The organism is Pseudomonas sp. AC172 (assembly GCF_979258595.1).
In genome coordinates this window covers 6415343-6441983 of record NZ_OZ409868.1, presented here as the reverse complement: position 1 = coordinate 6441983, position 26641 = coordinate 6415343, and the positions used below count along the sequence as shown (strand labels likewise).

Sequence of the window (26641 nt, the reverse complement as noted above, 5' to 3'; positions counted from 1 at the left end):
TTACATAAATGCTGACTGACAGACCGTCTTCGCGAGCAAGCTCGCTCCCACAGGGTGAATTACGGTGTATCGGGTTGGTTGGCTGGATGCGCCTTGATGAACGCCGGATGTTCAGCCGCCAGTGCAGCCACACGACGAATTTTTGGATAAGCCTCGAGACTGACGTTGAACCGCTCAGCCGCATACAACTGTGGAATCAGGTAAACATCCGCCACGCACGGCCACTCGCCGAAACAAAAGCCCTCATCGCCAATCAACTGCTCCACTGTCGCCAGCCCTTGGCCGATCCAGTGACTGATCCACTCGACCACCTGCGGCTCATCCTGCCCCAACTGGCGCAGGCGATTGAGCACGCTGACGTTATGCAGCGGATGTACATCGCAACCGATCACCGCCGCCACGCCGCGCACTTGTGCACGGGCGAGCAGATCTTCCGGCAGCAACGGCACCTGTGGATAACGCTCTTCCAGGTACTCGATGATCGCCGGCGACTGAATCAGCAAACCGCCCTCGTCAGTGCGCAAGGCCGGCACCCGGCCCTGCGGATTGATCGCCAGATACGCCGCTTGCCGATGCTCGCCACCCGGCGGTGCGATCAGATTGACCGGCAGCGCCCGGTAGTCCAGACCTTTGAGCGCCAGCGCAATTCGCACCCGGTACGACGAGGTCGAACGGTAATAGGTATAAAGATCCATAACCCGCTCCTCTCAGCGCGCCGCCAGCACTTTGCCGCGGCATTCGCCGAAGCCGATCGAAGCAAAACCATCACGGACGCAGCGAGCGCGCAGAATGATTTCATCACCGTCCTCGAGGAATTTACGCACCTCGCCGGAGGCCAGCTCGATTGGCTTTTTACCGCCCTCGGTGATTTCCAGCAGGCTGCCGAACTGACCGTTTTCAGGGCCGGACAAGGTGCCCGAACCGAACAGGTCACCAGCCTGCAACTGGCAACCGTTGACGCTGTGGTGCGCGACCATTTGTGCGACGGTCCAGTACATGTAGCGGGTGTTGCTCAGGGTCAGGCGATGAGCCGGCAGGTTCTGCTCGCGCATGCCTTCGGTCAGCAGCCACACTTCCAGTTCGATGTCGAAGGCACCGCCGTCCTGATCGCGTTGATCGAACAGGTACGGCAGCGGCTGCGGATCACCCTCCGGACGCTTCGGTTGCGCGGTGCGGAATGGCGCCAGCGCTTCTGCTGTTACGACCCACGGCGACACGCTGGTGATGAAACTCTTCGACAGGAACGGGCCCAGCGGCTGGTATTCCCACGCCTGGATATCGCGCGCCGACCAGTCGTTGAGCAGGCAGAAACCGGCGATGTGATCAGCGGCATCGTCGATGGCGATCGAGTCACCCATCTCGTTGCCCTGACCGATCCAGATGCCCAGTTCCAGTTCATAGTCCAAACGTGCGCACGGGCCGAACACAGGCTCAGTCTGACCGGCCGGCAGCGTCTGGCCTTTCGGGCGACGCACGTCGGTGCCGGATGCACGCACGGTGGAGGCGCGACCGTGATAACCGATCGGCACATGCTTGTAGTTCGGCAGCAGCGGGTTATCCGGACGGAACAGTTTGCCGACGTTTTGCGCATGTTCGATGCCGACGTAGAAATCGGTGTAATCACTGATGCGTGCCGGCAGGTGCAACTGGCAATCGGCGGCCAGTGGCAGCAGTTTCGCACCTTGGGCTTCGATGTTGCCGCGATGCGTGCTGCCTTCACTGAACAGTTCCAGCAGACGCTCTCGCAAGGCTACACGTGCCTCGCGACCGAGGTTAAAGAATGCGTTCAACTGGCCGCCATGCATGGCTTCGACTGCGCTGCGCGCGACGCCGTCGAACAGCCCGGCCTCCAGCGCTACTTGCAGATCGAAGATGTGTTCGCCAATCGCCACGCCAGCACGCGGCGCCGCACCGTTGCTGCTGAACACACCCAATGGCAGGTTCTGCAAGGGGAAATCTGTGTGGCCGTTGGCCGAGGCAACCCAACTGCGGGTAATGGAATTCTGCGTCATGGGTTATCTCCGGGTCGGGTCGAACGTGGCGGGCAAAGTAGCCCAGCAGGCGTCGTAAGTGGATTGCAGTTGCGGGCAGTCGAGGGCGAAGCGGCTTGGGCGCAGCACTTGGCTGGTCTCGAACATGAAGGCCATGGTGTTGTCGATTTTCGCTGGTTCGAGCTCGGCGTTGATCGCTTTGGTGCAGGTCTCGCCATCCGGGCCGTGGGCGCTCATGCAACTGTGCAGCGAGGCGCCGCCCGGCACGAAGCCCTCAGCCTTGGCGTCGTATTCGCCCTGGATCAGGCCCATGAATTCGTTCATCAGATTGCGGTGGAACCACGGTGGACGGAAGGTGTTTTCAGCGACCATCCAGCGTGGCGGGAAGATCACGAAGTCGAGGTTGGCCAGGCCGTGCACGCTGGTCGGCGAAGTCAGCACGGTGAAGATCGACGGATCCGGGTGATCAAAACTCACCGTGCCGATGGTGTTGAAACGGCGCAGATCGTATTTGTACGGCACGTTGTTGCCGTGCCAGGCGACCACGTTCAGCGGCGAGTGATTGAGTTCGCAGGCCCACAACTGGCCGAGGAATTTCTGCACCAGCGTGGTCGGCTGTTGCAGGTTTTCGTAGGCGGCGACCGGGCTCAGGAAATCGCGCGGATTGGCCAGACCGTTACTGCCGATCGGCCCGAGATCCGGCAAGCGCAGCGGCGCGCCGTGGTTTTCGGCGACGTAACCGCGTGCTTGCGGGTCGAGCAATTCCACGCGGAATTTCAGGCCACGCGGCAGCACGGCGATTTCCAGTGGCGCGACTTCCAGCACACCCAATTCAGTGGCGATGCGCAGACGGCCGAGTTGCGGCACCAGCAGCAGTTCGCCGTCGGCATTGAAGAACACGCGCTCCATCGAACGGTTGGCGGCATAGTTGTAGATGCTGATGCCGGACGGTTTCTCGGCACCCGCGTTGGCGGCCATGCTCACCAGTCCGTCGATGAAATCGGTCGGTTCTGCCGGAATCTCCAGCGGGTTCCAGCGCAGGCGATTGGGCGTTACTTCACCCAATGGGCCGCCCGCCAGTTGCCGTTCCAGTTTGGCGAAGGCCGGGTGATTGGCCGACGGCTGAATGCGGTACATCCAGGTCCGCCGCGCTTCACTGCGAGTCATGGTGAACGCGGTGCCGGAAAACAATTCGGTGTAGAGACCGTACGGGGCTTTTTGCGGGGAGTTCTGGCCGACGGGCAGCGCGCCGGGCAACGCTTCAGAGCTGAATTCGTTGCCGAAACCGGACTGATACGCCAGCGTCTGAGCGGTTGAATCGAGGTTCATGGAGCCTCCTGAACAGGGAGTCGGCAGTGGCCCATCGCTCTGGCTCAGAGGTTTCGGCACGCCGGGGTTGTTATTATCGTAATTCGATTACGCATAACGTAATTTGCTCGCTATCCAGCGTCAAGCTATAAAGACGCCCATTCGTTTCGGAACCCGGCCGCATCATGGAAAAAACCAGCGACAGCAACGGCAAACAGAAAGTCCGCTCCGCCGAAGTCGGCACCGACATCCTCAAGGCCTTGGCCGAGTTGTCGCCGTCCACTTCGTTGTCGCGACTGGCCGAGCATGTGCAGATGCCAGCAAGCAAAGTGCATCGCTATCTGCAGGCGTTGATTGCCTCGGGTTTTGCCGAGCAGAACGCCGCCACCAACCATTACGGTCTCGGCCGTGAAGCGTTGCGCGTGGGCCTGGCCGCCCTCAACAGTATGGACGTGCTGAAAGTCGCCGCCCTGCCGCTGGCCGAACTGCGCGATGAACTCAACGAAACCTGCTTTTTGGCGGTGTGGGGCAATCAGGGCGCAACCGTGGTGCACATCGAACCGGCGGTGCGTGCGGTGACGGTGGTGACGCAATTGGGTTCAGTGTTGCCGCTGCTCAGTTCATCGACCGGACTGGTCTTCAGCGCTTACCTGCCGCATCGGGAGACCGACGATTTGCGCGAACTGGAAATCGCCGCTGTCGATCATCCTTTGAAGGACGAAAAAGCCTACGCGACGCTGTGCGAACAGATCCGCGAACGCGGTCTGCATCATGTGCATGGTTTGCTGATGCCGGGTGTGGATGCATTGTCCGCACCGGTGTTCAACGCCGTCGGCCACGTCGCCGCCGTGCTGACCATTGTCGGCCCGACCTCACTGTTCCACGCCGACGAAAACGGCCCGGCGGCGCAGCGGTTACTGGCGGCGACGCGGGCCGTGAGTTGGCGGATGGGTTATGAAAGATAAATCCGCGGACTAAGAGCGCTCGAAACGGCTCAACGAACCGTGGTCTTGCTCAATGCGGAGTCAGCATCTTTCATCAGTGACTTGAAGAAACCAATCAGTTCATCTGTGGGGTCTTCATGGCCGGTGTAATACGTAACGAGTTCCGCGACTGTCCGAGCGTCTTCAAACAAACTGAGGAACGAGCGTTGCGCGCGAGTAAGCTCTTTAACCGATGCGCCCGCCGCCGCAGCCTGACCCAATGTCAGCAGTTCGCTCAATACATCCCGTATATGTCCCAGCGCAGCGGAATAATCACCCCGTCGGTGCGACTGCGAAGCGTCGTAGATGCTTTTCATCATCTGCACAGCCACCACGACAGTGCCCACGGGAGGCACCAGCAGGCTCACGATGTTCGCGGCCTTCAACAGGTTTTCGTAAACAATACCGGTGATGATTTCATTGAGACTGGTGGTGCGTTCGTCGATATCACTCAATACACGGCGCACTCGCTCGTCATGGAAAGTGAACAGATCAGGCAGTAACGAGCGCTGCTGCGTGCGAATGACCGGTCTGCTACCGACGGTTGCGACCAGATTGTCGAAATAGTCGTTTACCACCTTTTGGTCGACCAGCAGTATCCGCTCGCTGTAGTAGTTCCTGAACGGGCCATATTGAAAACGAATAGCAGGAATGAAATCAGCGATTGGCCGGAAGCTGACCAGGTCGGGCGCGTCAGGCGTATAGAGCACATCGGCGAACCCTGAAGACATCTTCAATCGGAAAATATAAACCCCGCCAACGGTGCGATCCGAGGCAGCCGTCAAACCCAGCTCACCGATATTGAATTTATACAGACCGACGTCACCTTCGGCGACGCTATTCACAATTGACTGATAGCCGCCACTTTCTTTCAGATTATCGATAGTCCGCTGGATAGCAGAGAAAGACTCTATTGACAGTCTGCCATTGATAAAGTCGGCAAAAGCACTGCAGTACATTTCACAGCGAATTCTTTGGGCGTGTACTGCGCGCTTGAAGGCGTAATCAGGATGAGCCTTGTCCTGATATTGCGCTTTCAGCATCGCGGTATATCTGTCGCCGGGACGGAAAGTTTTCGACAGCGAGGACAGGTCTCGGATATCCAGTTTTTCAACGCCGGGATGACCATTCACTAAATAGTATTTTGGGCTGAATTTGGTTTCGTAAGCCGGATGCACCGCTTCAAAGGCGAGTTCCTCGAGCAAAACATCGGTAACGCTTTTACGAAAATCTTCGGTTTGCACAATGATATGGTCGGGATTGACCGAAACGTTGCTGCCACGCTGACGCAAAATGTCTTCTATCTGAGCTTTCACCGCGTCATAAGTGAACTGCTCGAATGTCGGAAAACCATTGTCCCGTTCATCAACCGTAGACAATGCCTTGAGTTCGGTTGTCAGACGCGAGTAGCGCTTGCGGCCTTCGACACCAAGCGCCCGATAACCTACCGGAGCAATCGCCTTGTGCAGGGCAACTTCGGCTCGGTAAGCAGTATTTACATAGTCCGCCAACGGTGCCGTGGGATCCAGGCCAAGATTGACTGGCCGGGTATCGAGTTCGTAGCGGTAGCTCAGCTCTGTGCGATCTCTGCCGAGCAGCTCGCCTGCTTCGTAAAGGTAATCTGGATGGATCATCCGTGCAGCGTATTCACGATCTGATGAGAATGCCGTCTCCAGCCAGCGTTGCGCCGCGTAAATGTCGGAAAACTTTATCAGTTCAAATTCCCCGACAGGCGTTTTGACCAACATCAGCGACGGTACATATTCTCTGGCCGAAATAACCAGAACATCTTTCAACGCGGGTACTTGATAACTGATTTTCAATCCCTGGATAGTCACCGCAGGATCATTGGCCATGGCTCGCGCGATGATATTCGCATCGGTGGAGTCCAGCTTTCCTGAGTGGCGAGCAACAAAAACTGCAAACTCCATCTGGCTGAAGAGGTAGTTGCGGTAAGCCTCCTGGTAATCAATCGAGGGCGAGGATGCAAGGCTACCGGTAAATGCCAGTCGCAGGTTACGATTTTCCAGCCACTGCTCAAGCGCCACCGTCGTCAGCCGACTTCCGTCGGGAACGCCGATGATAGTCAGCGCGGCTTTATAACCATTGTCATGCAGTCCGAAAACGATAAATTCCGTCAGCGTCCGGGTGTCTTCCTGTTCGACAGTACGCCCGGCAATTTGCAGAGTGTACGAGCTGTGGACACTTATCGATTCTGGATCAAGGTGTTCCCCGAGCGTCCTGTCCGCCCATTCGGCGAACGTACGCACCACATACTCCTTAAACGAAAAGTACCCATCGAAGACAGTTGAATAAGCAGCCTGGTAGTCATCTTTGGATTCTTCAAGCTCTTTGTATCGCTGTTGAATATCGCTACCGGCGGCATGCAGCCAAAGCGGCCAGTCGGTGCGTTTCAATGCAGCCCAAAGCAGATAGAAGCGGGTGTTGATACCGTAGCGCAGCACGTGCAAGCCTTGATTTTCCTGCAGCGCGAAGGTGAGCGGATTTTCCAGTTGTTCCCGGGCACCAAGCAAGGCCGACACGCTTTCAAGCTGGCCTTTGAGATGAGCCTCTACGCAGAAGGCGTAAGGACTTTGTGTGGCTTTCAGGTAGCGGATCTGGTGGCTACCCAAAGACAGCCGCTGCTGTAGTTTGCTGTGCAGTTCGGTATTTTTTTCAAAGAACTCGAAGCCGTTTTCCGGCGTGTGCATAAGATAGGAAGTCGACTCGTTGACCAGCGGCATTTCTGCCTCCGGACGCTCGGCATTGTCCAGAACGAAACAGGGCTGGAGCGACAGAAGGTAATCCTGCGCCGGTTGCAACTTCACTTCAAACACTGCGCGACCGGCGTCTGCGTCGAGCAGATGGGCAAATCGCTCCCCCAACCAGGCATCAAAATTGTTGGCCATGACCGAAAGGGACAGCTCTGCGCTCGTGACCACGGCGTACGCTTCGATGAAAGTCTGCTTGTTCGACAGCGGTGTAGTGTCCGGGCGAATGTTTTTCGCGGGTGCCGTCCAGAACTTTGTGATCTCGGTTCGCAACGTTTTTTCCAGGCCGACAGCTACAGCAGCGATCAGATCTTCGACAACAAGCGTATTTAGAACATTGACTTTGAATTGCTCACTGAACGTGTCAGGCAGAAAAAACACACCATCACCGCCCACTATGTAAGCGGGGCTGACGTTGTTATTCAGACAATGCACAGTGACGTCCCAAAGACTGCCCGAAGGTCGATTTTCATTTGCAGGAAAAGCAGGATCCGTATTGACATAGACCTTGTCGATATCGACTGTTTTACCCAAACGTTTCAATTCACTTTCAAGCAGGTTGCGAAGAATATCCAGCACGCTCGGCATCGCGTCGATGATCTTGAACAGGTCTGCTTTTGCCTGGTTTGCCTTGTTCCACTCTTCAGCCCAAGACACTTGCTCACCCTTCGAACCGCGCATAAGACTTTTAAACAACTTAACCATGACACTTCCTTACTTGATTATCCAGAGCTGCGAGCACAGCCCTGTAGATAGCCGCAAGGTAGTTTCTTTTCCAATCAACATGAAGCCAGAACAATTTACAAAACGTGCCAGCAAACAACTAAAACATTTGCACCCCACAAAAAAAACCGCAACATCAAACCAATATCCCCATCAACTTTGCTTTCGCCACAGCCTGAGTCCTGCGCTCCACCTCCAACTTTCCATTAATCCGTCTCGCATGGGTTTTTACTGTATGCAACGAAATAAAAAGTTGTTCGGCAACTTGCTGATTCGAAGCACCTTGAGCAATCAACATCAGCACTTCGCGCTCACGTCGACTGAGGACCGGAACAAGATCACGGTTGTCGCATTGCCAGGCAGGAAACTGCTTGTCAGACACTGTGCCTCGGCGTAACTCCCACTCCCGCATGGCGTGCTGCAATTGGCAGCGTTCCACCAGCATTACGGCACGCTGGAAAGCATGCTGCGCCGCTTCAGTGTCACCGTTCGATTCGGCCAACTGGGCGAAGACCAGCAGCAACTCCGTTACCGCCGTCAACATGCCTCTGGCCTGGGCCTGATTCAGCAATCGTTTAATGGTTGGCAGACAGTTTTCATCCGGATTCAACTGCGTATGCGCGCAGGCCAGCAAGTATTCAATGCGGATAATCAGCTCAAATGTCGCGGGCGGCGCCTGGAGTGCAGAGGGTCCGCGGTAGTGCCGTAACAGCCGACCCAAGGCCTCTTGCACCAATTGCGGTCGCCCCTGCTGCAACCAGAACTGGCTGCTGACCTGAAGCACGACACCGCGATAGACCGTGTCGGGAATCTGCCGCTGCTGCATGACCCTTTCGGCCTCGCGCAGGCGCTCGAAAGCGCAGGCATAATCGCCTCGATTGCCGGCCAGTTGAGCCTGCCCGAGGTAGCCATACAACACCCGCTTGTCTGCACTGCGCAAGCAATCTTCAAGGCCTCGGCTGAACAGATCCGCAGCCTGCTCTTCAAGCCCCATGCACAGCGCCAGCCGTCCTCGTCGCAGGGCAATTCGACCCAGCAGCGGCGTGGGCACCAGAGTGCGCTGGCGCAGCAAATGCTCTATGTCCACCAGCAGACTTTCGGCACGCACGGGCGCTCCTCGCTGCTCGAGCCATTGTGCATGATCAAGCTCGAGCAAACCTTCGAACAACAAGGAGCCATGCGCGCGCGCCAGGCACAGCGCCTCGCGGTTGAGGGCATGGGCCTGATCAAGTTCACCGCACAGTAACGCCTGCTGCGTCAGTCCCGACAGACACATTAGACGGGCCTGCCAGGCATCGTCGGTCAGCGCTGACAATGCCTCCTGAAAACAGGCACGCGCCGGCTCCATTTGCCCTTGCAGGTGGCAGAGCCACCCTTGTTGCGCCTGCCAACGTGCCAGCAGTTGCTGCTCCAGATGCCTCGTCGGCTGCGGCATGAAGCGGACGAGATGGGCCATGCATTGCGCGGCCTGTTCGAATCGGCCGGCAAACAGTAATGCCCCCGTGACGAGCCCGATCAATTGCGGTGTCAGCAAGGTCAGCTCGCGGCTTTGCTGCTCATGCAAGCGCAACAGCAGGACGACCGTCTGGTCTTCCAGCAAATCCTCGAAGCTCAAATGCTGCAACAGGCTTACGGCCGTTTCGTACTCTTCGGCCAACAACGCTTGCTCGAACGCAGCTCGCCAATCCTGCACCGCAGTGAACCACTGACAGGCGCGCCGGTGCCACGAACGCGCACACGGCCAATGCGACTCCTGCATGATTCGCGACAGCGGGCGAAAGACCTGCAGCCAATCGGCGGACTCCTGCCAAGGCTCGATAAAGCAGCCCAGCACTTGCAGATCATGCAACAGCTGTGCGCCTTCGCCGGGACCGAACAAATGCTCGCATAATGGCGCGTTGAACCGTGGCAGGTGAGCCAGAACACGCCATGCCTCATCCTGCTCTGGCGTCAGGTTGCTGAAGAGTTCGTGCTGCAGATAATCGAGCAGGGTATCGACACGCTGTTGCGGCTGCAGGTTTTGCGACCAGTCGCATTTTTGCAGGAGCGCCATGCGCGCACCCGCGCACCAGCCGCCGGTGCGCTGGATGATACGGGCGGCGACGTGGTCCGCCTGGTCTGGCGGCAAATGACGCAACACCGGTACAACCTCATCGTGGGTCAGTGCCAGGCTGGCGCGCTCGGATTCGTAGAGTTCGTCATCGAGCAACAGGCGCGGCCAGTTGCACTGCGGCCGGCGACGAGTGCTGATCCACCAGGTGAGCGCCGGGCTGCTGACCGCCAACAAACGATCCAGTAAAGCATCCAGAGCCGGATCCGGCAGGCGACTGTAATCGTCGATAAACAGCGAAGTCGTCCTGGACCAACGTGCCAGCTCCGCCATCAGTTGCGTAACATCAAGGTCTTCGACCAGCCCGAGCGCTCGGGTCAGACGCAGGCAAAATTCCTCGCAGTTGAGCGCTGCTCCCGCGAGCGGCAGCCAAATCGGCTCGCAGTCTGCACGCACCTGCAGAAAACATTCGCTGAGCAGTGCGGTTTTGCCACTGCCAGCGGGTGCGCACAACAGCCTGACCCGCGCGTTCGTAGCCAGAAGAGGCGCACTCAAGCGACTGCGAAGCTGATGGTGTGAGGAAAGTCTGGGCAAGAATCCGGGGCGATCCAGGCAGGGTGTCATGGCAGTCATCGGGTGAGCCTTTTTATCGTTGTGCAGTCACCCTAGCCCTCTCCCGTGCGCTTGTTGACGAGTATTCAGCGCGCTGATTGGCGCCCATAAAAAAGGCGACCGAGCGGTCGCCTCTTGTGCAACTGATGTATCAGAACCGTTACCGCACACCCTCTGCACGCAAGGCCGCTGGTGTGTAGTCGGCAGCCTTGGCTTCAAAGCCGAATTCGTAACTGTGCTTCTCTTCGTTCTTCATCCCCAAGGCAATGTAACGGCCGGCAATGATGTCGTAGAGCGCTTCGAGTGTGTAAGCCTGTGCCTGATGCTCGTAGTGATATTCAGAGTGGCCTTCGGCTACGCGCCAGAGTTGACCGCGACCGTCGTAGTGGTCGGCCAGTGCAACCTGCCAACTGTCCTCGTCGATATACATGTGGCGTTTGGCATAGATATGCCGCTCATTCGGTTTGACGGTGCCGATCACTTCCCAGACCCGGTGTAACTCATAGCGCGTCAGGTCCTGATTGATGTGCCCGGCCTTGACGATGTCGTCGTACTTGAGCTTCGGCGAATCGAGTTTGTAGCTGTTGTACGGGATGTACATTTCCTTCTTGCCGACCAGTTTCCAGTCGTAGCGATCCGGTGCGCCGGAGAACATGTCGAAGTTATCCGAGGTACGCAGGCCATCGGCGGCGGTGCCCGGACCGTCATAGGCGACTTGCGGCGCACGACGCACGCGGCGCTGGCCGGCATTGTAGATCCACGCCAGACGCGGTTCCTTCACCTGATCGAGGGTCTCGTGTACCAGCAATACGTTACCGGCCAGACGCGCTGGCGCAGTCACCGACTGCTTGAAGAAGGTCAGCACGTTGGCGGCTTTTTCCGGGTCGATATCCTTGATCAGTTGCGGCACGGCGATCTCTTCTTCGAAGCGGATCGGCGTGTAGCTGCCGTTGGTTTGCGGAGTGACCTGAGTGATGATGCGTCTGACGTTACCGCCGTGATATCGGGTGATGTGGTTCCACAGCACCTCGACGCCGTTTTTCGGAATCGGGAAAGCGTAGTAACGGTTACCGGTGAAATTGGCCAGGCCGTTACCGTCGTTGATGGTGGTCACGTTGAGCGCGCTGCGCTTGGCCGACTCGTAGATTTCCGCCGGTGCGGCGACGGTGCGGTGGGTCGGATAGACCGGGATCTTGTAGGTCTCCGGGTAGCGCTTGAACATCGCCACCTGGCCGTCGGAGAGCTTGTCCTTGTACTTGTCGACGTTGGCTGCGGTGATAGTGAACAGCGGTTTTTCATTGGCGAACGGGTCAGCGAGAAAGCCTTTGCTGTCCACCGCTGCAGCATTTTTCGGGATGCCGCCGGTCCATGCCGGAATCGAACCGTCAGCGTTGCCAGCCTTCTCGGCACCCAATGGCGTCAGGCTGGTGCCGAGTTTGTTGGCCTCGTCTGGCGACACCGCCGCCATCACGTTGGCGGCCAGCAGACTCAGGGCCAGCACGCCACATTGCAGAATCATTTTGCGCATTGCAGTCATCCTTCTCGGGCAGATCAGAAGTTCACGCCGAAGCTCAGCGCCACGAAGTCACGGTCTTCGAGGACGTTGTAATCACCACCGAAAAAGTCGGTGTAACTGAGGCTCGCGGTGTAGGTGTTGCGGTAGTCGGCATCGACGCCGACGCTGATCGCTTTCGCGCCTTCGTTGAACAGGCCGTTGGGGCCGTAACCGGCGACGTCATGCGACCACGACAGGTTGGGTTTGAGGTTGATCCCGCCGATCACGTTGGCGTAATCGAGGATTGCCCGGGCGCGATAGCCCCACGAGGTCGAGGTGACGAAACCATCAGTGTCACCGCCGAAACCGTATTGGCCATACACCGAGTCGCGGCCATAACGCAGCTTGTCGCGCGACTCCAGACCGCCGACCCGCACCACCGCCGCTTCACCGACCAGGGTCAAACGCTGAGCGCCCCAGACCTGATCGAAAAAGTGCGTGAGCGTGCTCTGGATCTGCGTGACTTCCTTGCGCCGATAGCCTTTGTTGTCCGCTCCCGGTGAGGTCGAAAGTGGCGACGCCGTGCCACCGGCAATCGGGTTGAGCAGCGCCAGTGTCAGGTCGTTGGTGTTGACCTGCACCGGAGCGTTCGGGCGGTAGCTGATCTCGCCAGTCCATGCCGTGCCGGTAGGCAATGTGGTGGAAAAACTTGCGCCGTAGAGACGAATGTCTTCCGGGTATTCAAGGTAATACCCACCACGTCCGAGCATGACGCTCTGCGCCAGACCGGAGCCGCTGCCGGGGGCCAGGCCATTGGCGATCCCGACCATACCCGGCAATGCCGCCAACGTCGAAAGACCGGCCGTGGTGGTGCCTACCGTCGGCGTACGGCTGTGGTAGTTCATGAAGTAGAGACCGTATTCAGTGTCGTCACCGAGCCAGCGCAACGCCGTACCCCATTGACCGGAATCCCGTGCATCACGGTCACCGCCACGAGGAATCACCACGCCTTCGCGAGTCACCTGAATGCCTTGTCCAAAGGCCTGGGTCAGAGGAACAAACGGTGCGATCGCCGGGTTGCCGACGGTGTAGCCGTTGTTGCACCCGTCCGCCGCCACATCGACACCGAAGAAGGTGCCGCAGTTGTCGAGAACAGTCTGGTCCCATTCCAGTTGATAGAAGCCTTCAACGGTCAGTTGATCGGTCAGGCCTTGCGAACCAAACAGCATGTTGACCGGAATCAGGCCTTCCTTGATCTCCGCACCAGGACGGCGAAACGCTGAAACGTCGATCGGGTTGATGCTATTGATCGAGTTGCCGATGAAGGTGCTTTCGCCCCAGCTCACTACCTGCTTGCCCGCGCGCACGGTGCCCGGCAGGTCGGCGATGGAATAGTTGTGATAGACGAATGCATCAAGAATTTGTGCGCCGGAAGACTTCGCGCCTTCCTTGCGGCCGCTGTCGCTGATCGGTTTGAACTCGCGGTCTTCATCCTTCAGCTCGAAGTCATACCAGTACTTGCCGCGCACGAAGACACCGGTGTCGCCGTACTTGAGTTCGAGGTCGTGAATGCCTTTGAAGATTTTCGAGAAGGTCTCGCCCTTCTTGAAATTCAAACGTCCGTCATCACCAGTCGAAGATTGCCCGGTACCACCATTGACCGTGCCGACCAGCGACTTGTCGGCATCGCGCATGCCCCAACTCGCACCGATCGACAGCGACGAGTCGAACGTGCCCTCGATTTCGCCAATGTTGAACGCAACCGCTTGCGCCTGGGCGCAGCAACCCAGAGCCACCGCGGCTGCCAGCGCCTGCGGTGTGAAGATGGCGCGCATTGTTGTTTTTGTCATGCGTCTTCCCCGGTGAGTGACAGAAGGCCCCACCCTACTGCCGGGCAACCGCGTCGATAAGCGCACCAAGGAGGTATTCGCGTTGTCGCTCGAAAGGATGAATGGCCTTGCGCGGCGGGGCTTTGCGCCGGTCATGGATCGGCTGGATGGAGGATCATCAGTGCAGCGCATGGAGCGCTTCGGATCACGGGACTGTTGCATGCCCCGCAACAGTGCATGTCCGGAATCGGTATTTTTCCTACACGCTCAAGACCTTATTCTGAACGCGCTTTCACGGGACACGCCGTAAAGCCCGAAGCCAGCTACGCTGAGTCACTCAAGCGATTGGCAACAGATTTCAGATAAATCGAAGGTTCGGTTTATCGCCCGGTGTTCACTGACGTTGATTTGTAGCTCCTTGATCCAACGTCTTACCTTGGCCGCTGCGTTTGCAGCGGCCTTTTTTATGGGCGATGAATTTTGTGCAACGAGAGGGATTTTCAGCGAGGGATGACAGGACTCAAGAAAGCCCTGTCGACTAATGCCTGATTGTCAGAGCGAATACTTCTGCAAATTCGCCATCATCTCTTTCAACGCCTCAATATTGTCCTTCGGATGCGCCGCCCCTTCGAAATCACAAATCTGCTGCCAGTGCGCCGCGACATCTTCCGGCGAGAAGCCCACCCGCGGATCAAACCCGGCACCGAGGCTGCGCTCCCAACGCACCTTGCCCATCCAGCCGCCACCGACTTCGAACAGCCCTGACGTTTCCTGGCATTGTTCACTGGCCAGATACACCACCAGCGGGCTGACCAGTTCTGGTTTCAATTGCTCGAATACTTGCGGCGGGATCAAGCCTTCGGTCATGCGGGTGCCGCCGGTAGGCGCGATCGCGTTGACGAGGATGTTGTTCTTGCGACCTTCGATGGCCAGTGTGCGGGTCAAACCGTAAAGGCCCAGTTTGGCCATGCCGTAGTTGGACTGACCGAAGTTGCCGTAAATGCCCGAGGTCGAGGCGGTGAAGATCACCCGGCCGTAGTTTTGCTCGCGCAGGTGCGGCCAGGCGGCGCGGGTGACTTTGTAGGCGCCTTCGACGTGGACGCGGTAAACCAGGTCCCAGTCGGCGTCGTCCATTTTGTGGAATGTCTTGTCGCGCAGGATGCCGGCGTTGTTGACCACCACATCGACGCGACCGAAGACGTCGAGGGCGTTTTGTACGAGTTTGTCGCCGTCGGTGACCGAGTCGTGGTTGGCTTCGGCGATGCCGCCGGCCTCACGAATTTCCGCAACGACATGATCGGCGGCGGAAGCATTGGCACCCTCGCCCTGGGTCGAGCCGCCGAGGTCGTTGACCAACACCTTGGCGCCCTGTTTGGCAAACAACAATGCGTGGGCGCGTCCGAGGCCGCCACCGGCTCCGGTGACGATGACAACTTTATCTTCGAAACGCACAGACTCATTCATCGCAGCAACTCCAGCAGGCCAGTATTGACCCCGAGTGTCAGCCACGCGGCTTTTGGTCACAATGAATACGGCTGAGGCTGAATGGTGCGCGATAAGGCTGGGGGATGATGAGGCGCAAAAAAACCAAAAGATCGCAGGCTGCGATCTTTTGATTGGTCAGGAGCAGGCCACTTTGCGTGGCGGCAGCACAAAACGTTCACGAAACGCCAGGTAGTGCTTGAGCACCTGCACCGGCGCCTCGGTCTGTGGATAGTGGCCGATACCCGGTAACAGGACCGTGTCGGCGTCAGGGATCAGCTCGCGATAACGCTCGACCATGTGCGCACCGGAAATCGGATCGACTTCGCCATCAATCACGCGCAACGGCACTTCGCCACGCTGCATGGCGGCCACCCAACGATCACGTTGCACGCGGCGCTCCGGAATGTAACCGATCAACTTGTGCATGATTCGCGGGCCGCGATTGCTTTCGACCAGACTCCAGAAATCATCCAGTTCACTTTCGCTCGGGCGGGTTTGCGGGCCGAAGATCTGGCGGAAACTCTTCACCAGTCCGTCGCGGGTAAACGCACGACCGATCATCCAGCCCAGCGGGCTGAGCAGCAATTTTTGCATCAGTACCGGGCGATGGGTTTCCGGAAACAGACCACCGTTGAGGAATACGCAGCTGGCCACGTCGATCTGGTTTTCGTAGTGCCGCGCCAGTAATTCCTGAGCGACGCTGTCACCGTAGTCGTGCGCCAGCACATGCACCGGTTGCTCGACCTGCAGATGTGCGAGCAAGGCCTGTTGCAAATCCGCTTGCTCAAGCAGGCTGTAGCTGTGATTGAGCGGCTTGGCCGAGTCGCCAAAGCCGAGCATGTCGCAGGCGATCACCCGATAACGCTGGGCCAGCGGCTGCCACAGGTAATGCCAGTCCCAACTGGCGGTCGGGAAGCCGTGGATCAGCAGCAGCGGCTCACCCTGCCCCGCCGTCCAGTAGCGAATCGGCTGACCACGAAAGACAAACGTCTGGCTGCGTTTGCGCCAGACACACAGAGGAATCTCGGCAAGAGGCATTAGAGTTTATATCCGGGGTCTTGTTTATCGAGTTTGCGCAGCAGCGCCGGCCAGGCCAGCGCGCCACCCATGCCTTGAGCACTTTTGGTGACGCCGGCGATCATCGCTTTGGCGCCTGCCAGAATTTGCGGTTCGATGGCGATCAGTTCAGCCCCGCCGGTTTGCGCCATGACCTGAATGTCGCACGCGCGCTGGAAGGTGAACATCATCAGAAAGGTGTCGGCGATGGTGCCGCCACAGGTCAGCAGGCCGTGGTTGTGCAGCATCAGGAAATTGTTTTCGCCCAGATCGGTCTGCAAGCGCGCCTTTTCTTCGTGGTTCAGCGCCACCCCTTCATAGGCGTGATAAGCCAGACTCGAGAGAACGAACAGCGACTGCTGACTGATCGGCAACACACCTTGCTTTTGCGCCGACACCGCGACACCGGTCGCGGTGTGCGTATGCAGCACACAAACCACATCGTGCCGCACTTCGTGCACGGCGCTGTGGATGGTGTAACCGGCGGGATTGATTTCGTATGGGCTGTCCATGAGTTTGTTGCCGGCCTGATCGACTTTCACCAGGCTCGACGCGGTGATCTCATGGAACATGAGACCGAACGGGTTGATCAGGAAGTCTTCGGTGCCCGGCACTTTGGCGGAAATATGGGTGAAGATCAGATCGTCCCAGCCATGCAGCGCGACCAGACGATAACAAGCGGCGAGATCGACTCGGGTCTGCCATTCCGCAGTACTGACCTGGTCTTTGACATTAAGGGACGATTGGACGGGGGCTACGTTCACTGTATGCACCTCTGCGTTCTTATTGTTCTGCACGTACGAGCAGTCTAGTCAGGCGCAGAGGATCGCGTAGTTGCATTGGCAGCCAGCTTGATGACTGACCGAGTCAGCAACGCAAACACCTTGGATCCATGTCAAAGCAACGACGCCAACAAAGGCGCGGCAAACAGATTGAGCAATCCGGTGAGCACCATCACCAGCCCGGCGACAGAGCCTTCTTCACCGCCCACTTCATGGGCCCGGCTGACCCCGGCACCGTGCGCGCCAACCCCGAACAACGCACCGCGGGCCAAGGCACTGCGCAACGGCAACCACTTCAACAACACGCCGCCGAGCATCGCGCCAAACACACCGGTGAACATTACAAAGACTGCCGTCAACTCCGGCACGCCACCCAGGTTCTGTGCCAGCGGCATGGCGAACGGTGTGGTGATCGAGCGCGGCACCAGTGACATCGTCACGGAGCTGTCGAGCGCCAACGCTTGGGCCAATCCGAAGGAAGTACCGATCGATGCCGCACTGCCGGCCACCATGCCCAGCAGCAGTGCCGACCAGTGCCGCATCAATAAGCGACGTTGCTGCCAGATCGGCACGGCAAAAGCGACGGTGACTGGGCCGAGCACCAGCATCAACCAGTGGGTGTTGCTGGAGTACTCCGCATAAGCGGTGTGCAGGGGCACCGCAAGCGCCAGCAGCAACGCCGGCACCAGAATCAGCGGCGACAATACATAGCGCCCGGTGCGCTGATACAACCAGCGACTGAACAGGTATGCCAACAAGGTAAAGGCCAGCCAGAACATCGGCATCCATTCAAGCTTCATGGGAACGCCTCATACGCACCGCGAGCTCGACGGTGAACGCGGTGACCAGCATCACCATCAAGGTGCTGGCTGCGATCACCAGCAGGATGCGCCAGCCGTCATTGCGCAACAGCGCGCCGTAGTCGAGCAGACTCATCAGCGCCGGGATAAAGAACAACAGCATCTCGGCCATCAGCACTCCTGCGCCCAATTGCAGCGCCGCCGGTTTGACCCAGCCAAAGGCAAATGCCAGCAGCAAAAGCGCCATGCCAATCACGCCCCCGGGAATCGGCCAGGCTAGCCATGCGGCGAGTTGGCAGCCGAGCAAGTAGAGACCGAGTAACACGGCGAGTTCGACGAAGAGACGGGAAAGATGTTTGAAGCGGGCGGCGTTCATGAGGTTGGCTCCTTACAGAAGCCTATTTTACGAAGTGACCTGCCATCCCCGAAGCGAATTGTTAGACTCAAACCCATTCCAAAATGGAATCAGGCAATGGAATTCAAACAGCTGCGCAGTTTCGTCGAAGTCATGCATCAGGGCGGTTTCACTCAAGCCGCGAAAACCCTGCACATCAGCCAATCAGCGGTGAGCAAACAGATCGCGCAACTGGAGCAGAGCCTCGGCACGCCATTACTCGAACGGCTCGGTTCACAGTTACGCCTGACCGCTGCCGGCAGCGTGGTGTTGCAACGGGCCGAGGGCATGCTGCGTTTGCGCAACGAACTGCTCGCGGAACTGGACGACCTCAGTCATCTGGCGCGTGGTGAACTGCGCCTCGGCCTGCCACTGCTCGGCAGTGACGCGCTGTTCGCCGGATTGTTTGCCGAATACCGGCGACGCTATCCGAATATCAGCGTGCAATTGCTCGAGGGCGGCAGTCGCAACATCGAGCAGGCAGTGTTGAGCGGGGAACTGGAGTTGGGCGGCAGTCTGTTGCCCAAGGATCCGCAATTCGACTGTCAGCCATTTTGCGATGAGCAACTTGACGCCCTGCTGCCAGTGGATCATCCGCTGGCCGATCGCGGCGAGATTGGTCTGGAGGAATTGGCCGAGACGCCATTCCTTCTTTATCAGCGCAGCTTCGTGCTCAACGACCGCTTGCTGCAGGCATGCCAGCAATTGGGCTTCACGCCGAAGGAAGGCGGACGCAGCGGTCAGGCAGACTTTCTTGCGGCGCTGGTGGCCGCCGGGCAAGGCGTGGTGCTGTTGCCCAGCGTGGTCGCACGCGGTCTGGTGCGGCCAGGCGTGATGCGCCTGACCTTGCGCGCGCCAGATTATCTGCGTTGGGATATCGCGTTCATCTGGCGTCGGGGCGCGTATCTGTCGAAAGCGGCGCAGGCGTGGCTGAGCTTGCTGCGCGAGCGGGCGATCAGCCCTTGAGCGCGTCGATCAACTGTGCCAGCCAAGGCTCGGCGTCGGTTTCCGGGGTGACACTTTCACTGGCGTCGATGCGCAGCATGTCCTGCACTTCGCGCACGCCCAGTTCGCCGAACAACTCACGCATTTGCTCACCGCCACCGCAGAAGGTGTCGCCATAACTGGCGTCGCCCAAGGCAATCACTGCGCCAGGCAAACCGAGCAATGCCGCTGGCAACTGGTCGCGAATCGCCGAATACAGCGGTTGCAGGTTGTCGGGCAATTCGCCCATGCCGGTGGTCGAGGTCACCGCGAGCAACGCTTCGGGGCCGAACGCCTGGATGTCGGCGAGGCTGGCGCGCGAGTTGTAGAAGGTTTCAAAGCCAGTGGCTTTCAACAGGTTCTGGGCGTGACGGGCGACTTCTTCGGCGGTGCCGTAGACCGAACCGGAGAGGATGGCGACTTTCATCAATCTGATCCTGAAACTGGAAAAAAAGAGCGGCGATAGTAACAGCCTCCAGCGCAAAGCTGCGACTGGATCTCAATTGGCGTTAATGGCCAGTAGACAGCGCCTACGGTTCTTCTAGAATGCGTGCCACTGACAACTCTGAAAGGATTCAAAGATGATCAACGCAAGCTTGCTGCAAATGGTGATCAACGCGTCGAACGACGGGATCGTGGTCGCCGAGAAGGAAGGTGAGCAGGACAATATCCTGATTTATGTGAACCCGGCTTTTGAGCGCCTGACCGGTTACACCAGCGAGGAAATCCTCTATCAGGACTGCCGTTTTCTGCAGGCCGGTGATCGGGATCAGGGAAATCTGAACCTGATTCGCGATGCACTGAATAATGGCGGCTCATGCCGGGAAATCCTGCGTAACTATCGCAAGGACGGCACGCCGTTCTGGAATGAACTGTCGCTTTCAACGGTGAAAAACGCCGATGACGGGCAGACTTATTTCGTCGGCGTGCAGAAGGACGTCACCGTTCAGGTCAAGGCTCAGCAGCGAGTGGCCCAGCTTGAAGAACAGGTCGCAACCCTCGAAGCAGAACTGGCCGCATTGAAAGCGACAAACGGTCAAAACAAAATCGCGAACTAATTGTCATTAACTACAATCACCAATGACTTTGTAACTATATCTTTCGAGTTAGCCATGCAGCGCGACGCCCTCCTCACTCAGGATGAGCTGGATTTCATCCAGACCATGCAGCACAACCCGCAACTGAACGTGCGGGATGCGACGTCGAGTCTGCTGGTTAACGGCGGTTCGCAGATCCGTGATCTGCTCACGCGCCTGGCCGCTCACGAGCAAGTGACCATTCAGGCCAACTTCGAAAATCAGCAGATGACTTTCCCGTTGCATCTTGTGGAAGACGAGTTTCACGCGCTGCACTTGCGCCTCGGCGTGCCGAGTATTTACGAAGACGGCCCGATGGTGCGGCCATGGCGACTGGTGCTTGAAGAGCCGGTAGCTCTGGAAAACGCCAAAGGTCAGCCGGGCATGTTGTGGGTGCACGAGGTGTCGCACAAAGGTGTGCTGCTGGAAGTACGCAACAAGACAAAACCACCCAAGCATTTCGCGCTGTGGTTCAGCCCTTCGGGTTACGAGCGGATTTCATTGCGCGGCAATTTCGAACGGGAAACCGAAAGCGGTTTCTACGCCTACGAACTGAGCCAGACCGACACCGACGAAACCGAGCGTCTGCGCCAATTCATCCTGCAACAACATCGCTTGACCCACCCTGCCCTGCACACCTGAGTTCAGGTATCCAGATTTCCGGCGAGAAACTGCAGCATGCGTTGCCGCATGTTGCCACCTTCATTTCCAAGGCATGCAACAGAGGATCCGGCCAGATTGTCCTGCGCCAGATCTGACGCATCGCCCGCCAGCATCAACTGACAATCGAGACTCAACGCCAGCCGGTTCAAACGCCGAGGCAAATCGGCGCCGGGCGCGTGATTGGAAAACAGCACCAGCGCTTGGGGTTTGATTTTCTCGCAAACCAGCGTCAATTCATCGAACGGCTGACCTGTCGTCAGCACCCGAACACCGGAATTGCTGTCGCTGAGAAACAACGCCGCCACCAGCAATTCCAGCTCCCGACACTGCCCGGCCAGCGCACTGACGATCACCCGGCGCGGTTGCGCGCCGCGCAGCATGACAACCCGCTGCAATACGCGCGCCCGCAGGAATCCATCGAAGAACAGCCACTCGCTGGTTTGCCCGAAAGCCTCCTGGCGCTGCAACAATTGCAGCCACAACGGCATGAGGATGTCCTGAAACACCACGGGCAACGCGTAAGAAGAGAATATCTGCCCATAGACGCGATCCAGTTGCTGGTCGTCGAATGCACTGACCGCCTGCTGGACCTGCTCCTGCCATTGCAGGTAATCCGCTTGCACCAGATCATCCGGGATGATGTGTGCCAGCACCTTCATCGGTTCGGTCTTGGCCAGAATCTTGCCGACTTTGCTCACGGCAACACCACGATCAATCCAGTCGACGATGCTGCGCACGCGCTCGATATCGGTCATCGAATAGAGCCGATGACCGCTTTCGGTGCGGGTCGGCTGAATCAAACCATAGCGCCGCTCCCACGCGCGCAGGGTGACAGGGTTGACACCTGTCAGGCGTGCGACCTCACGGATCGGGAACAGATCGGCGCGCTCGAGCGCAACAGAGGCCTGCAAGGAAGGGCTTGCGTCCGTGATCACAGGCATATGGCGTTCAACTTCCATGTCGGTTCAATGGATCCTATTCTAACGCTTATGCCCCAATCAGATTCAAGTGATGAAATGCGACGAAAGTCGCTGGTTTAATCACGAAAAACCGGAATAATCCTTGCTTGTTGAAAAACGCAGGTCTCTACCCCGGCTCTGCGTCATGCGAAATTCCTACCCGGAGTGACGCACTCGAAATACGGAGATACAAAATGTCTACTTCCCCTGTCACGTTGATGGTCGCCCGTCGCGTCGCCGACGGCCGTTATCAGGATTTGATCGCCTGGTTGCGCGAAGGTGAACAACTGGCCACTGACTTTCCCGGTTATCTCGGCTCTGGCGTACTCGCTCCGCCGCCCGGTGATAACGAGTTCCAGATCATTTTCCGTTTCGTCGATGAACAGACGCTGCATGCGTGGGAGCATTCCGCTTCGCGCACGGCGTGGCTGGATCGTGGCAGCGACCTGTTTGCCCATCCGAAGGAACATCGGGTCAGCGGTATCGAAGGCTGGTTCGGCGCGGCAGGTCAGCGTCCACCGCGCTGGAAGCAGGCTGTCGCAATCTGGCTGGCGTTCTTTCCGGTGTCGTTGCTGTTCAACTTTATCCTCGGCCCGCTGCTCGCTGACATGAGTTTGTTGCCACGAGTACTGATCAGCACGGCGTGCCTGACGCCGTTGATGGTTTACTTCTTTATTCCATTATCGACCCGCTTGCTGGCGAACTGGCTGAACAGCACCCCGGTGCGCCCGTTGCCAGCGACGTCTTCTGCACAGAATCGATGATCTCTGTGTGGGAGCGAGCCTGCTCGCGAATACGGACTGACCTTCAACATTGATGTCGACTGAGACACCGCTTTCGCGAGCAGGCTCGCTCCCACAGTAATGGGGAAAGCCGACAATAGGTGGGCAAGCCATGTCGCTGTTATAGTTTTTGCTCCCACCGCGATGCGAGCCGTTCATGCCTGATTCCTCCGCCCCGATCCTTATCACCGGTGCCGGCCAGCGTGTCGGTCTGCATTGCGCACAGCGGTTGCTCGAAGAAGGCTGTCGCGTCATCTTCACCTACCGCAGCGAACGCCCGGGCGTACAGACATTGCGCGATCTGGGTGCCATCGGCCTGTTCGCCGATTTCTCCAGCGAAGCCGGGATTCTCGCCTTCATCGAAACGCTGAAAACCCACACCGACAGCCTGCGCGCCATCGTGCACAACGCGTCCGAATGGCTGGCCGAAACCCCGGACAGCGAGGCCGAAGCCTTCACGCGCATGTTCAATCTGCACATGCTCGCGCCGTATCTGATCAACCTGCACTGTGGTGAATTGCTGCAACGCTCGAACCCCGCCGACATCATCCATATCAGCGACGATGTCACCCGCAAAGGCAGCAGCAAGCACATCGGCTACTGCGCCAGCAAAGCCGGGCTCGACAGCCTGACGCTGTCCTTCGCCGCCCGCTATGCGCCGCAAATCAAGGTCAACGGCATCGCGCCGGCCCTGCTATTGTTCAATCCCGACGACGACGCGGCGTACCGCGCCAAGGCCCTGGCCAAATCCGCACTGGGCATCGAACCCGGCAGTGAAGTGATCTATCAGAGCCTGCGCTATCTGCTCGACAACCCTTATGTCACCGGTACGACCCTGACCGTCAACGGCGGACGGCACATCAAATAACGCCTGCCTGCGAGGATTTCCATGGCCCGCTCACTGCCCGAGAATTACCGCGAAATCCTCATCGGCCTCGGTGAAAATCCCGACCGCGAAGGACTGCTCGATACGCCAGCGCGCGCGGCCAAGGCCATGCAATACCTGTGTCACGGTTACGAACAAAGCGTCGCAGACATTGTTAACGGCGCGCTGTTTGACTCAGACAGTGACGAAATGATCATCGTCGCCGACATCGAGTTGTACTCGTTGTGCGAACATCACCTGCTGCCCTTCATCGGCAAGGCCCATGTGGCTTATATTCCGACGGGCAAGGTACTGGGCCTGTCGAAAATCGCGCGACTGGTGGACATGTTCGCCCGGCGCCTGCAGATTCAGGAAAACCTCACCCGGCAAATCGCCGATGCGGTGCAACAGGTCACCGATGCTGCGGGCGTCGCCGTGGTGATCGAGGCCAGACACATGTGCATGATGATGCGCGGTGTCGAAAAACAGAATTCGACCATGAACACCTCGGTCATGCTTGGCGCCTTCCGTGAGTCGAGCAACACCCGCCAGGAGTTCCTGCAATTGATTGGACGGAGCAAGTAAATGCCACAACTTCAGCCGGGAATGGCGCGCATCCGGGTCAAGGATCTGCGCTTGCGCACCTTTATCGGGATCAACGAGGACGAGATCCTCAACAAGCAGGATGTACTGATCAACCTGACCATTCTGTACGCCGCGCAGGAAGCGGTGCGTGACAACGACATTGATCATGCGCTGAATTACCGCACGATCACCAAAGCGATCATCGCCCACGTCGAGGGCAACCGCTTTGCCTTGCTCGAACGCCTGACTCAGGAATTGCTCGACTTGGTGATGAGCAACGGCTCGGTGCTGTACGCCGAAGTCGAAGTCGACAAGCCGCATGCGCTGCGGTTTGCCGAGTCGGTATCGATCACGCTCGCGGCAAGCCGCTGAGCTTCAAGCTTCGAGCTGCAAGCGTTAAGCTACCGCCACCCACAATCCAAACTTGCAGCTTGAAGCTCGCCGCTTGAAGCTGTCTCGAAGAGACCTCCATGAACGAGCAACAACGCCTCGAACTCGAAGCCGCCGCTTTCCGCCGGCTGGTCGCCCATCTGGACAGCCGCAAGGACGTGCAGAACATCGACTTGATGAACCTCGCCGGCTTCTGCCGCAACTGCCTGTCGAAGTGGTACAAGGCCGAAGCCGACGAGCGCCAGATCGAGGTCAGCCTCGATGACGCCCGCGAAGTGGTTTACGGCATGCCGTACGCCGAGTGGAAAGCCCAATTTCAGCAAGAAGCCAACGCCGAACAGCAAGCGGCGTTCGCCAAAGGGAAAACCCATGAGTGATCTGAACACCCTGCGCACCAGCTTCAAGAGCGGCGACCACGCTTTCGCCGACACACTGGACTTCATCGCTGCCGCTTACGACTACCAGCCGCAAGCCTTCAACAACGGTGGCGTGGAAAACGCCGCCGGGCAGAACGAAGGCTCGTGCAAGACTCTAGGTCTGGCTCTGCTGGAAGGTCTGAGCGATGAAGAAGCGCTGCTGGCATTCGGCGAGCATTACCGCTCGGTGGTCGCGACGCCAGAGGGCAGCGATCACGGCAATATCCGTGCTTTGATCCAGCACGGTCTGGCCGGCGTCCAATTCACCGCGCAACCCCTGACCCGCCGCTGATCCCAGACGCAACCACAATCTCTTGTGGGGGCGAGCCTGCTCGCGAATACGACATTCAACACTGATGTCGACTGATATTCCGCTTTCGCGAGCAGGTTCGCTCCCACATTTGATCTGTCGTGGCTGTGATTCCCGGGCACAAAAAAACCGGCCAATTGGCCGGTTTTTTTATGTCTGCGATTTAGAACGAAGCGTTCTGCAGGCCGTCCAGGTAACGCTCGGTGTCCAGTGCCGCCATGCAGCCTGCACCGGCCGAGGTGATCGCTTGACGGTAAACGTGGTCAGCCACGTCACCGGCGGCGAAGATGCCTTCGACGCTGGTTGCAGTCGCATTGCCTTCACGGCCGCCGTGCACCACCAGATAACCGTCTTTCAAGGTCAGTTGGCCTTCGAACAGCGAGGTGTTCGGAGTGTGGCCGATAGCGATGAACACGCCGTCAACGGTGATTTCGTCGAAGCTGCCGTCGTTGTTTTTCAGACGCGCACCGGTCACGCCCATGTTATCGCCCAATACTTCGTCGAGAGTAGCGTTCAACTTGAGGATGATCTTGCCTTCAGCCACACGAGCGTTGAGCTTGTCGATCAGGATCTTCTCGGCCCGGAAGGTTTCACGACGGTGGATCAGGGTCACGGTGCTGGCGATGTTAGCCAGGTACAGTGCTTCTTCAACAGCGGTGTTGCCGCCGCCGACCACTGCAACAGGCTTGTTGCGATAGAAGAAACCGTCACAGGTCGCGCAGGCCGAAACGCCTTTGCCCATGAACGCTTCTTCCGACGGCAAGCCCAGGTAACGCGCGCTGGCGCCGGTGGCGATGATCAGGGCGTCGCAAGTGTAGGTCGCGCTGTCGCCGGTCAGGGTGTAAGGCTTGGCAGCGAAATCCACAGCGTTGATGTGATCGAACACGATCTCGGTTTCAAAACGCTCGGCGTGCTCGCGCATGCGCTCCATCAGTGCAGGACCGGTCAGGCCATGGACGTCGCCCGGCCAGTTGTCGACTTCGGTGGTGGTGGTCAGTTGACCGCCAGCCTGCATGCCGGTGATCAGCAGCGGCTTGAGGTTTGCACGGGCCGCGTATACCGCTGCACTGTAACCGGCAGGGCCGGAACCGAGAATAATCACTCGCGAATGACGGACTTCAGACATGACCTGCTCCTGTTGACCGAGCCAAAAAAAAGGGCACGGATCGCCGGACTGCCGGCGGGAATAAAAAAGGACTGTGGATAACCTTGGGGAAGGTATGAGCTCGACAGTCCTGTAAAAAGTTGGGTGCAGCGTATCGAGGGGGGCAAGATTAAGGAAATACGGTTTAACAATCCAGCTCATAGGTGGTCTCTATGCCGACACACTGA

At 58.3% G+C, this 26641-nt stretch carries 25 protein-coding genes; 10 read left to right on the top strand and 15 right to left on the bottom strand.

Annotated features, from left to right (window positions below; genetic code table 11):
• Nucleotides 1-59: 59 nt before the first annotated feature.
• From maiA to hmgA, 3 genes are read right to left on the bottom strand one after another with little or no spacing between them, the layout of a single operon-like run.
• On the bottom strand, nt 60-695 hold the full coding sequence (maiA, locus tag ACZ0A4_RS28980; RefSeq protein WP_463577403.1) for a maleylacetoacetate isomerase: 636 nt from the start codon (nt 693-695) through the stop codon (nt 60-62).
• Nucleotides 696-707: 12 nt separating this feature from the next.
• A complete protein-coding gene (gene fahA, locus ACZ0A4_RS28975; protein ID WP_463577401.1) occupies nt 708-2012 on the bottom strand; it encodes a fumarylacetoacetase in 1305 nt (434 codons plus the stop codon).
• Between the two features lie 3 nt (nt 2013-2015).
• Entirely contained in the window at nt 2016-3320 is a 1305-nt protein-coding gene (gene hmgA / locus ACZ0A4_RS28970; RefSeq protein ID WP_463577400.1) for a homogentisate 1,2-dioxygenase, read from the bottom strand.
• A 164-nt stretch (nt 3321-3484) separates the two neighbouring features.
• On the opposite strand from hmgA, the gene ACZ0A4_RS28965 reads away from it, so the two are divergent.
• Nucleotides 3485-4264 carry an IclR family transcriptional regulator gene (locus tag ACZ0A4_RS28965; RefSeq protein WP_242205199.1) on the top strand — a complete coding sequence of 260 codons (780 nt, stop codon included), beginning with the start codon at nt 3485-3487 and terminating at the stop codon, nt 4262-4264.
• A 29-nt stretch (nt 4265-4293) separates the two neighbouring features.
• On the opposite strand, the gene ACZ0A4_RS28960 is transcribed toward ACZ0A4_RS28965, so the two are convergent.
• From ACZ0A4_RS28960 to ACZ0A4_RS28920, 9 genes are all read right to left on the bottom strand, one after another.
• Entirely contained in the window at nt 4294-7758 is a 3465-nt protein-coding gene (locus ACZ0A4_RS28960) for a dermonecrotic toxin domain-containing protein (RefSeq protein ID WP_463577398.1), read from the bottom strand.
• A 154-nt stretch (nt 7759-7912) separates the two neighbouring features.
• Entirely contained in the window at nt 7913-10459 is a 2547-nt protein-coding gene (locus tag ACZ0A4_RS28955; protein WP_463577397.1) for a LuxR C-terminal-related transcriptional regulator, read from the bottom strand.
• A gap of 139 nt (nt 10460-10598) precedes the next feature.
• Nucleotides 10599-11966, bottom strand: coding sequence for a DUF1329 domain-containing protein (locus ACZ0A4_RS28950; protein WP_463577395.1), 1368 nt, complete (start codon nt 11964-11966; stop codon nt 10599-10601).
• Nucleotides 11967-11989: 23 nt separating this feature from the next.
• Complete coding sequence (locus ACZ0A4_RS28945) at nt 11990-13783, bottom strand: DUF1302 domain-containing protein (protein ID WP_141127717.1); 1794 nt, start codon at nt 13781-13783, stop codon at nt 11990-11992.
• A 531-nt stretch (nt 13784-14314) separates the two neighbouring features.
• Nucleotides 14315-15226: an SDR family oxidoreductase gene (locus tag ACZ0A4_RS28940; RefSeq protein ID WP_463577393.1), complete on the bottom strand. Its 912-nt coding sequence runs from the start codon at nt 15224-15226 to the stop codon at nt 14315-14317.
• A gap of 156 nt (nt 15227-15382) precedes the next feature.
• Nucleotides 15383-16285, bottom strand: coding sequence for an alpha/beta fold hydrolase (locus tag ACZ0A4_RS28935; RefSeq protein WP_463577391.1), 903 nt, complete (start codon nt 16283-16285; stop codon nt 15383-15385).
• Complete coding sequence (locus tag ACZ0A4_RS28930) at nt 16285-17067, bottom strand: class II aldolase/adducin family protein (RefSeq protein WP_463577390.1); 783 nt, start codon at nt 17065-17067, stop codon at nt 16285-16287. The genes ACZ0A4_RS28935 and ACZ0A4_RS28930 overlap by 1 nt, the downstream gene beginning before the upstream one ends.
• Nucleotides 17068-17198: 131 nt before the next feature.
• Nucleotides 17199-17885: an LrgB family protein gene (locus ACZ0A4_RS28925; protein ID WP_463577388.1), complete on the bottom strand. Its 687-nt coding sequence runs from the start codon at nt 17883-17885 to the stop codon at nt 17199-17201.
• On the bottom strand, nt 17875-18261 hold the full coding sequence (locus ACZ0A4_RS28920; RefSeq protein WP_463577387.1) for a CidA/LrgA family protein: 387 nt from the start codon (nt 18259-18261) through the stop codon (nt 17875-17877). The genes ACZ0A4_RS28925 and ACZ0A4_RS28920 overlap by 11 nt, the downstream gene beginning before the upstream one ends.
• A 96-nt stretch (nt 18262-18357) precedes the next feature.
• On the opposite strand from ACZ0A4_RS28920, the gene ACZ0A4_RS28915 reads away from it, so the two are divergent.
• The gene (locus tag ACZ0A4_RS28915) at nt 18358-19245 is read left to right on the top strand and encodes a LysR family transcriptional regulator (protein ID WP_463577386.1); all 888 of its coding nucleotides are present in this window, start codon (nt 18358-18360) and stop codon (nt 19243-19245) included.
• Here ACZ0A4_RS28915 and ACZ0A4_RS28910 read toward each other — a convergent pair.
• The gene (locus ACZ0A4_RS28910) at nt 19235-19690 is read right to left on the bottom strand and encodes a flavodoxin (RefSeq protein ID WP_463577385.1); all 456 of its coding nucleotides are present in this window, start codon (nt 19688-19690) and stop codon (nt 19235-19237) included. The genes ACZ0A4_RS28915 and ACZ0A4_RS28910 overlap by 11 nt on opposite strands.
• Before the next feature lie 154 nt (nt 19691-19844).
• Between ACZ0A4_RS28910 and ACZ0A4_RS28905 the strand changes: the two genes are divergently transcribed.
• On the top strand, nt 19845-20321 hold the full coding sequence (locus ACZ0A4_RS28905; protein WP_463577383.1) for a PAS domain-containing protein: 477 nt from the start codon (nt 19845-19847) through the stop codon (nt 20319-20321).
• Nucleotides 20322-20375: 54 nt separating this feature from the next.
• The gene (locus tag ACZ0A4_RS28900; protein WP_322845934.1) at nt 20376-20981 is read left to right on the top strand and encodes a hypothetical protein; all 606 of its coding nucleotides are present in this window, start codon (nt 20376-20378) and stop codon (nt 20979-20981) included.
• Between the two features lie 2 nt (nt 20982-20983).
• Here the strand turns inward: ACZ0A4_RS28900 and ACZ0A4_RS28895 are convergent, their stop codons facing one another.
• On the bottom strand, nt 20984-21943 hold the full coding sequence (locus tag ACZ0A4_RS28895; protein ID WP_463577382.1) for a MerR family transcriptional regulator: 960 nt from the start codon (nt 21941-21943) through the stop codon (nt 20984-20986).
• A gap of 212 nt (nt 21944-22155) precedes the next feature.
• On the opposite strand from ACZ0A4_RS28895, the gene ACZ0A4_RS28890 reads away from it, so the two are divergent.
• The 6 genes from ACZ0A4_RS28890 to ACZ0A4_RS28865 all read left to right on the top strand — a co-directional run bounded on the left by ACZ0A4_RS28890 (nt 22156) and on the right by ACZ0A4_RS28865 (nt 25291).
• The gene (locus ACZ0A4_RS28890) at nt 22156-22725 is read left to right on the top strand and encodes an antibiotic biosynthesis monooxygenase (RefSeq protein ID WP_463577380.1); all 570 of its coding nucleotides are present in this window, start codon (nt 22156-22158) and stop codon (nt 22723-22725) included.
• A gap of 175 nt (nt 22726-22900) precedes the next feature.
• On the top strand, nt 22901-23611 hold the full coding sequence (gene folM / locus ACZ0A4_RS28885) for a dihydromonapterin reductase (RefSeq protein WP_463577378.1): 711 nt from the start codon (nt 22901-22903) through the stop codon (nt 23609-23611).
• Nucleotides 23612-23632: 21 nt separating this feature from the next.
• Complete coding sequence (gene folE / locus ACZ0A4_RS28880; protein ID WP_463577376.1) at nt 23633-24193, top strand: GTP cyclohydrolase I FolE; 561 nt, start codon at nt 23633-23635, stop codon at nt 24191-24193.
• The gene (folX, locus tag ACZ0A4_RS28875; protein ID WP_007914273.1) at nt 24194-24565 is read left to right on the top strand and encodes a dihydroneopterin triphosphate 2'-epimerase; all 372 of its coding nucleotides are present in this window, start codon (nt 24194-24196) and stop codon (nt 24563-24565) included.
• 98 nt (nt 24566-24663) lie between these two features.
• The gene (locus ACZ0A4_RS28870) at nt 24664-24960 is read left to right on the top strand and encodes a DUF1244 domain-containing protein (protein WP_034154503.1); all 297 of its coding nucleotides are present in this window, start codon (nt 24664-24666) and stop codon (nt 24958-24960) included.
• Nucleotides 24953-25291, top strand: coding sequence for a HopJ type III effector protein (locus ACZ0A4_RS28865; RefSeq protein ID WP_463577374.1), 339 nt, complete (start codon nt 24953-24955; stop codon nt 25289-25291). The genes ACZ0A4_RS28870 and ACZ0A4_RS28865 overlap by 8 nt, the downstream gene beginning before the upstream one ends.
• Nucleotides 25292-25472: 181 nt before the next feature.
• On the opposite strand, the gene trxB is transcribed toward ACZ0A4_RS28865, so the two are convergent.
• Nucleotides 25473-26435: a thioredoxin-disulfide reductase gene (gene trxB / locus ACZ0A4_RS28860; protein WP_108226178.1), complete on the bottom strand. Its 963-nt coding sequence runs from the start codon at nt 26433-26435 to the stop codon at nt 25473-25475.
• Between the last annotated feature and the right edge of the window lie 206 nt (nt 26436-26641).

Excerpts from the sequence above, each read along its gene's own strand:
- maiA (WP_463577403.1), bottom strand. The coding sequence starts at position 695 with ATGGATCTTTATACCTATTACCGTTCGACCTCGTCGTACCGGGTGCGA.
- fahA (WP_463577401.1), bottom strand. The coding sequence starts at position 2,012 with ATGACGCAGAATTCCATTACCCGCAGTTGGGTTGCCTCGGCCAACGGC.
- hmgA (WP_463577400.1), bottom strand. The coding sequence starts at position 3,320 with ATGAACCTCGATTCAACCGCTCAGACGCTGGCGTATCAGTCCGGTTTC.
- ACZ0A4_RS28965 (WP_242205199.1), top strand. The coding sequence starts at position 3,485 with ATGGAAAAAACCAGCGACAGCAACGGCAAACAGAAAGTCCGCTCCGCC.
- ACZ0A4_RS28960 (WP_463577398.1), bottom strand. The coding sequence starts at position 7,758 with ATGGTTAAGTTGTTTAAAAGTCTTATGCGCGGTTCGAAGGGTGAGCAA.
- ACZ0A4_RS28955 (WP_463577397.1), bottom strand. The coding sequence starts at position 10,459 with ATGACTGCCATGACACCCTGCCTGGATCGCCCCGGATTCTTGCCCAGA.
- ACZ0A4_RS28950 (WP_463577395.1), bottom strand. The coding sequence starts at position 11,966 with ATGCGCAAAATGATTCTGCAATGTGGCGTGCTGGCCCTGAGTCTGCTG.
- ACZ0A4_RS28945 (WP_141127717.1), bottom strand. The coding sequence starts at position 13,783 with ATGACAAAAACAACAATGCGCGCCATCTTCACACCGCAGGCGCTGGCA.
- ACZ0A4_RS28940 (WP_463577393.1), bottom strand. The coding sequence starts at position 15,226 with ATGAATGAGTCTGTGCGTTTCGAAGATAAAGTTGTCATCGTCACCGGA.
- ACZ0A4_RS28935 (WP_463577391.1), bottom strand. The coding sequence starts at position 16,285 with ATGCCTCTTGCCGAGATTCCTCTGTGTGTCTGGCGCAAACGCAGCCAG.
- ACZ0A4_RS28925 (WP_463577388.1), bottom strand. The coding sequence starts at position 17,885 with ATGAAGCTTGAATGGATGCCGATGTTCTGGCTGGCCTTTACCTTGTTG.
- ACZ0A4_RS28920 (WP_463577387.1), bottom strand. The coding sequence starts at position 18,261 with ATGAACGCCGCCCGCTTCAAACATCTTTCCCGTCTCTTCGTCGAACTC.
- ACZ0A4_RS28915 (WP_463577386.1), top strand. The coding sequence starts at position 18,358 with ATGGAATTCAAACAGCTGCGCAGTTTCGTCGAAGTCATGCATCAGGGC.
- ACZ0A4_RS28910 (WP_463577385.1), bottom strand. The coding sequence starts at position 19,690 with ATGAAAGTCGCCATCCTCTCCGGTTCGGTCTACGGCACCGCCGAAGAA.
- ACZ0A4_RS28905 (WP_463577383.1), top strand. The coding sequence starts at position 19,845 with ATGATCAACGCAAGCTTGCTGCAAATGGTGATCAACGCGTCGAACGAC.
- ACZ0A4_RS28900 (WP_322845934.1), top strand. The coding sequence starts at position 20,376 with ATGCAGCGCGACGCCCTCCTCACTCAGGATGAGCTGGATTTCATCCAG.
- ACZ0A4_RS28895 (WP_463577382.1), bottom strand. The coding sequence starts at position 21,943 with ATGCCTGTGATCACGGACGCAAGCCCTTCCTTGCAGGCCTCTGTTGCG.
- ACZ0A4_RS28890 (WP_463577380.1), top strand. The coding sequence starts at position 22,156 with ATGTCTACTTCCCCTGTCACGTTGATGGTCGCCCGTCGCGTCGCCGAC.
- folM (WP_463577378.1), top strand. The coding sequence starts at position 22,901 with ATGCCTGATTCCTCCGCCCCGATCCTTATCACCGGTGCCGGCCAGCGT.
- folE (WP_463577376.1), top strand. The coding sequence starts at position 23,633 with ATGGCCCGCTCACTGCCCGAGAATTACCGCGAAATCCTCATCGGCCTC.
- folX (WP_007914273.1), top strand. The coding sequence starts at position 24,194 with ATGCCACAACTTCAGCCGGGAATGGCGCGCATCCGGGTCAAGGATCTG.
- ACZ0A4_RS28870 (WP_034154503.1), top strand. The coding sequence starts at position 24,664 with ATGAACGAGCAACAACGCCTCGAACTCGAAGCCGCCGCTTTCCGCCGG.
- ACZ0A4_RS28865 (WP_463577374.1), top strand. The coding sequence starts at position 24,953 with ATGAGTGATCTGAACACCCTGCGCACCAGCTTCAAGAGCGGCGACCAC.
- trxB (WP_108226178.1), bottom strand. The coding sequence starts at position 26,435 with ATGTCTGAAGTCCGTCATTCGCGAGTGATTATTCTCGGTTCCGGCCCT.